The sequence below is a fragment of the Sphingomonas bacterium genome, assembly GCF_028292945.1.
In the GTDB taxonomy this organism is placed as follows: Bacteria; Pseudomonadota; Alphaproteobacteria; order Sphingomonadales; family Sphingomonadaceae; genus Sphingomonas.
The window spans coordinates 1-5003 of the sequence record NZ_JAQGLJ010000083.1 but is presented as its reverse complement, the minus strand read 5'-3'; the positions used below and the strand labels follow the sequence as shown (position 1 = coordinate 5003).

Here is a 5003-nt window from a genome sequence, read left to right as displayed (position 1 = left end):
GCACCCGTTGCCCGTATTTCTACGATACCAACATGGCCTGCAACAAACGCAGGCCGGGGTCCGGATGCTCGGCGATCGGCGGCTATTCGCGTCAGCTCGGCGTGATCGGCGTGTCCGACAAGTGCATCGCCACCTTCCCCGGCGACATGGCGGTGGCCATGCGCGTTCTTGATGCCGTAATCGAGACGGTGGACGCCAGCGGGCAGCAGCGTTCCATCCCGATTGCCGACTTCCATCGGCTGTGGGGCGACCGCCCGGAGATCGACACCAACCTGCGCAGCGGAGAACTCATCACCGCCGTGACGCTGCCGCGCCCGCTCGGCGGCAGGCATTTCTACGAGAAGGTTCGCGACCGGGCGTCCTATGCTTATGCCCTGGTGTCAGTGGCTGCGGTGATCCACGACAACGGCACGGGCCGCGTGGCCTTCGGCGGCGTCGCCCCGAAGCCGTGGCGCGTCGAAGCAGCGGAGGCCTTGCTGCCGCAGGGCGCCGCCGCGGTCACCGCGCGCGCCTTCCAGGGCGCGACGCCGCGGGAGGACAATGCGTTCAAGCTGCCGCTCGCCACCCGCGCGCTGGCTGCGGTCATCATGCAAGCCGCCGACCAGAAGGGGGCCTGATCCCATGAAATTCGACACTCCCGCAACGACCAACCCGATCGATCGAATGAAGGTCGTTGGGCGCGCCCATCCCCGGATCGACGGTCCGCTCAAGACCACCGGCCTTGCTCCTTATGCATACGAATACCACCGTGAGGTGAAGAACGCGGCCTATGGCTACGTGGTGGGTTCAGCGATCGCGAAGGGCCGCATCCGCTCCATGGATCTGGCCGACGCTCGCGCCGCGCCGGGCGTGCTGGCGATCGTCACGGCGGCGGACGCGGGCAGGCTCGGCAAGGGCAAGTACAACACCGCCAAGCTGATCGGCGGTCCCGACGTGGACCATTACCACCAGGCGATCGCGATCGTCGTGGCCGAGACGTTCGAGCAGGCGCGAGCGGCCGCCGGCCTGGTGCGCGTCGATTACGTGCGCGCAAAGGGCCGATTCGATCTCGACGAGGAGATCAAGACCGCGCCGCTGCACGGCGGCGACAGCGGCGAAGGCAGCGAGTCTCCGCCCGAGCACCGCGTCGGCAAGTTCGAACAGGCGTTCGCCGCAGCGCCGGTGAAGCTCGACCAGCGCTACACCACGCCCGATCACAGCCACGCGATGATGGAGCCGTTCGCCTCGATCGCGAGCTGGACGGGCGACGAGCTGACCGTGTGGACGTCGAATCAGATGATCGACTGGGGCCGCACGGACCTGGCCACCACGCTGGGCATGCCCAAGGAGAAGATCACTTTCCTGTCGCCCTATGTGGGCGGCGGCTTTGGCGGCAAGCTGTTCCTGCGCACCGACGCGGTGCTCGCGGCGCTCGGCGCGCGCGCCGCGAAGCGCCCCGTCAAGCTGGCGCTGCAGCGTCCCATCATCGCCAACAACACCACCCATCGCCCGGCGACCCGGCAGCGGATCCGGATCGGCGCGATGCGTGACGGCACCATCACCGCGATCGCGCACGAAAGCGGGTCGGGCGATCTGCCCGGCGGGGGCCCCGAAACGGCGGTGAACCAGACCGAGCTGCTTTACGCGGGTGCCAATCGTCTCACGTCGCTGCGACTCGCGGTCATGGACCTGCCCGAGGGCAACGCAATGCGCGCGCCGGGCGAGGCGCCGGGGATGATGGCGCTCGAGATCGCGATGGACGAGATGGCCGAGCAGCTGGGCATGGACCCGGTCGCCTTCCGCGTGAAGAACGACACGCAGGTCGACCCGAAGGACGCCAAGCGGCGCTTCTCGCAGCGCCAGCTGGTCCGTTGCCTCGAGGAAGGCGCGGAGCGGTTCGGCTGGTCGAAGCGCAATCCCAAGAGCGCTCAGGTGCGTGACGGTCGTTGGATGGTCGGGATGGGCGTCGCATCCTCGTTCCGCAACCACATCAACGTGCCCTCGGGCGCGCGGGTCAGCCTGGATCGCGACGGGGTGGTGACGGTCGAGACCGACATGACCGACATCGGCACCGGCAGTTACACCATCCTGGCGCAGACCGCGGGCGAGATGATGGGCGTCGCCGCCATGGATGTGGTCGTCAGGCTGGGCAGCTCGGCCTATCCCGTGTCGGCGGGCTCGGGTGGGCAGTTCGGCGCACCGTCATCGACGGCAGGGGTCTACGCCGCGTGCGTGAAGCTGCGCGAACTGGTCGCTCAGCGGCTTGGCGTCGAGCCCGCCGATGCGGTCTTCGAGGGCGGCAAGGTCCGCGCCGCAGGTCGGACGGCCGACCTGCGGCAGGCCGCCGCCAGCGGCGCACTGGTCGCCGAAGACAGGATCGAGTTCGGCAAGCTGGGCAAGACCTACCAGATCTCGACCTTCGGCGCCCATTTCGTCGAGGTCGGTGTCGACGCCTATACCGGCGCGACCCGGCTCCGACGGATGCTGGCTGTCTGCGCGGCCGGCAGGATCATCAACCCCACTTCGGCGCGAAGCCAGGTGATCGGCGCGATGACAATGGGGGTGGGTTCGGCGCTGATGGAGGAGCTGGCGGTGGACAAGCGTTTTGGGCTGTTCATCAACCACGATCTCGCCGGTTACGAAGTGCCCGTGCACGCCGACATCCCGCACCAGGAGGTCGTGTTCCTCGACGAGGCCGATGAGATGGCCAATCCGCTCAAGGCCAAGGGCGTCGGCGAGCTGGGGCTGTGCGGAGTCGGCGCTGCAGTCGCCAACGCCATGTACAACGCGACCGGAGTGCGCCTGCGCGACTACCCGTTGACGCTCGACAAGCACTTGGACCGGCTGCCGGCGATCGTTTGAGGCATCTGCATACGGCTGCCGGGGAGGGTGAGCTGTGCTGGACTGACCGGCTCGATGGATGGGGGCGGCCTCGCCCGTATTTGGTCTTGGAGGTGGCAGCACGGTCCTCCCCGTGCGCGCCTTTTCATTCCCCACCGCTTCGCTGGCGGACTCTCGGGGATGCGCGGCCCTAACCGGGATTGTTACAGGACGGCCAGCGGTGTCCCGCAGGTAGAGCATGCGGCGGTGGCTGGTACTGCAGCTATGAGCCCCGCGGCGTCGGTCGTGCGCTGGAATGGCGCACTCCCATGGCTCAGCGCGAATGTGGAGCGGGTGAAGGGAATCGAACCCTCGTCATAAGCTTGGAAGGCTTCTGCTCTACCATTGAGCTACACCCGCCCGTTACACTCCGGGCACAACGGCGCGTGGCACAGGCCGCGCGCCGCCGTCAACAATCACCAGATCTTCACGCGCTGCTCGGGGGCAAGATACATCTTGTCGCCGGGTTTGACATCGAACGCCGTGTACCAGGCGTCAACGTTGCGCACGATTCCGTTGACCCGGTAATAGGCCGGCGAGTGCGGATCGGTGAGCAGCCGGGCGCGCGCGGCGCCCTCGCGCAGCTTCGCGCGCCATGCCTGGGCATAGGCGAGGAAGAACCGCTGGTCGCCGGTGAGGCCGTCGATCACCGGCGCGCGGCCGTTCTTGGCCTGATATCTCTGATACGCGCCGTACGCCGCCTCGACGCCGCCAAGATCGCCGATATTCTCGCCCAGCGTCAGCTCGCCCTTCACCTTGGTGCCGGGGATCGGCTCATACTGGTCGAACTGGGTGACCAGCACCTTTGTGCGCTCCTTGAACGCGGCGCTGGCGGCGGGCGTCCACCAGTTCTCGAACTTGCCGGTGGGGCCGAAGCGGCTGCCCTGATCGTCGAAGCCGTGCCCCATCTCGTGACCGATGACCGCGCCGATCGCGCCGTAATTGACCGCCGCGTCCGCCTTGGGATCGAACATCGGCGCCTGCAGGATCGCGGCTGGAAAGGTGATCTGGTTGGCGAGCGGGTTGTAATAGGCGTTCACCGTCTGCGGCGTCATGTCCCACAGTGCGCGATCGACCGGCCTGCCCAGCCGCGACAGCTGGAGCTGATGCCCGAACTCGGCCGCGCGCATGGCGTTGCCGACCGGGTCGCCGCGCGTCACCTTGAGGCTGGAGTAATCGATCCATTTGGTCGGGTAGCCGATGCGCGGATCGAACGCGGCGAGCTTGACCAGCGCCTTGGCGCGGGTCGCCTCGTCCATCCACTTGGCGCCGGTGATGCGCTCGCCGAAGCTGGCGCGAAGGTCGGCGATCAACTCGCCCATCTTGGCGTTGCTCTCCGCCGGATAGTGGCGCTTGACGTAGATCTGGCCGACCTGTTCGCCCAGCACACCGTTGACCAGCCCGATACCGCGTTTCCAGCGGTCGCGCTGGGCCGGCTGCTCGCTCAACGTCTTGCCGTAGAAGTCGAACGTTGCGTCATCGAACGCCTTGGGCAGCACGCTGGCACGCCCGCGCACGAAGTTGAACTTCAGCCAGTCCTGCCAGGTCGACACCGGCGTCACGGCGTACAGCTTGCCCAGCTCGGTCAACGCCGTGGAGGTCGCCATGATGACGGTGGGAAAGCGATCATAGCCCGCCGTCCGCAGCATCAGCGGCCAGTCGAATTGCGGTGCCAACGCCGCGCGGCCCGCAGCGTCCATCGGCTTGAGCATCGCCATCAGGTCGCGCTGCTGGACGGGCGACCAATGGACCTTTGCCATCGCGGTCTCGAGCGCGATGATGCGGTCGGCCCGGGCGCTGGCGTCCGACAGGCCGGAGAGAGTCAGCATCTTCTCGACATAAGCACGGTAGGCGGTGCGGTAGGTGTCGTACTTCGCCCCCTCGAGCAGGTAATAGTCGCGGCCGCCCATGCCCAGGTCGCCCTGGTTGGCGGCGGCGACATATTGGGTCGGGTCGCTGGGGTTGGGCAACTGGCCGATCTCGACCGGCGACGCATAACCGACCGTGGCGAACAGCGTCTGCAGCTTGTTCTTGTCGTTGGCCGCGTCGATCTTCGCGAAATAGGGGCGCAGCGGCGTCGTTCCCGCGCGTTCGATCGCTGCGGTGTCCATGAAGCTGGCGTAGAGGTCGCCCATCTGCTGCGC

General features: G+C 67.3%; 3 protein-coding genes and 1 tRNA gene. 2 read left to right on the top strand and 2 right to left on the bottom strand.

Annotated elements, in window-relative coordinates:
• Both JWN21_RS09775 and paoC read left to right on the top strand, forming a co-directional pair.
• Positions 1 to 617 (top strand): FAD binding domain-containing protein (locus JWN21_RS09775; protein WP_299649103.1); only part of this gene is annotated, 617 nt, incomplete at its 5' end.
• 4 nt (positions 618 to 621) lie between these two features.
• Positions 622 to 2841, top strand: a complete 2220-nt coding sequence (paoC, locus tag JWN21_RS09770; protein ID WP_299649101.1) for an aldehyde oxidoreductase molybdenum-binding subunit PaoC — start codon at positions 622 to 624, stop codon at positions 2839 to 2841.
• Between the two features lie 304 nt (positions 2842 to 3145).
• Here paoC and JWN21_RS09765 read toward each other — a convergent pair.
• Positions 3146 to 3219, bottom strand: a tRNA-Gly gene (locus JWN21_RS09765).
• Between the two features lie 56 nt (positions 3220 to 3275).
• Positions 3276 to 5003: M13 family metallopeptidase (locus JWN21_RS09760; RefSeq protein WP_299649098.1), on the bottom strand; the 1728-nt coding region annotated here is incomplete at its 5' end.